Annotated in this window: 1 protein-coding gene; it reads left to right on the forward strand. The window is 58.7% G+C overall.

Features of this window, described 5'->3' with window-relative positions; genetic code table 11:
• Positions 1–43: 43 nt before the first annotated feature.
• Positions 44–1,102, forward strand: a complete 1,059-nt coding sequence (locus tag BMI01S_RS37695) for an IS630 family transposase (RefSeq protein ID WP_042293584.1) — start codon at positions 44–46, stop codon at positions 1,100–1,102.
• Position 1,103 lies beyond the last annotated feature (1 nt).

A 1,103-nucleotide genomic window follows, 5' to 3' on the forward strand; every position in this document is an offset into this window, starting at 1 on the left:
GCTAGTCCATTGAACCATTAAAATTGCACTGATCTAATAGTGCATGGGTAAAATGAATCTGAGTGAAACCGAGCGCGAAGAGCTGATGTCGATGCAGCGCAGCCGCACGATGGCCGTTGGCCAGGTGAGGCGTGCGCGATTGATCTTGCTGCTCGACGAAGGGGCCTCGCGCGCGGCGATCATGGCCGAATTGCGCTGCGATTCGCGTTTCATCACAACGTGGCAAACGCGCTTCACAAGTGAGCGCCTGGGTGGCCTGTACGGCAGACATCCAGGCCGCGCGCCGCGACCTGACCTCGCGGGTCTTGAAGCGAGAGTGCTCGACTACACGCTGCGACGCAAGCCTGCCGACGGCTCGACGCACTGGAGCAGCCGCAAACTGGCGGCACAGCTGGGCATGGCTTTCATGACCGTGCAACGTATCTGGCGCAAGCACGACATTCGGCCACATCGTCTCGATACGCACATGGTGTCCAACGATCCTGACTTTGAGGCGAAGGCAGCCGACGTGATCGGGCTGTACCTCAATCCGCCATTGCATGCGGTGGTGTTCTGCGTGGACGAGAAGACAGCCATCCAGGCGCTGGATCGCAAGGACCGGATGCTGCCGCTCTCGCCCGGGCGCGCCGAGAGCCATGGCTTCGAATACAAACGCAACGGTACCCTGAGCCTGTTCGCCGCATTGAATGTTGCCACCGGTGAGGTGCTCGGCAAAACCGCGCCACGCCACACCAGCGCCCAGTTTGTCGCGTTCCTCACCGAGGTGGTGTCGGCGCAGCCACGCGAAAAGGAGATTCACGTGATCTGCGACAACGTGAGCAGCCACAAAACCGACGCTGTTCAAACATTTCTGGCTGACCATCCGAAGGTCTCGATACATTACACCCCCACGTATTCGTCATGGCTGAATCAGGTCGAGAACTGGTTTGCCCGCATCCAGCGCGACGTCATTGCGCGAGGCGTATTCACCAGCACCAAGGATCTCGACAAAAAGCTCATGCGTTACATACGTCAATACAACAAGCAGGCGCTTCCGTTGAAATGGAAGTACTCCGATCCATCGCGGCGAATCCGGTGCAATTCATCCGGTTCAACGGACTAGG

The sequence above is a fragment of the Paraburkholderia mimosarum LMG 23256 = NBRC 106338 genome, assembly GCF_000739815.1.
GTDB lineage: Bacteria > Pseudomonadota > Gammaproteobacteria > Burkholderiales > Burkholderiaceae > Paraburkholderia > Paraburkholderia mimosarum.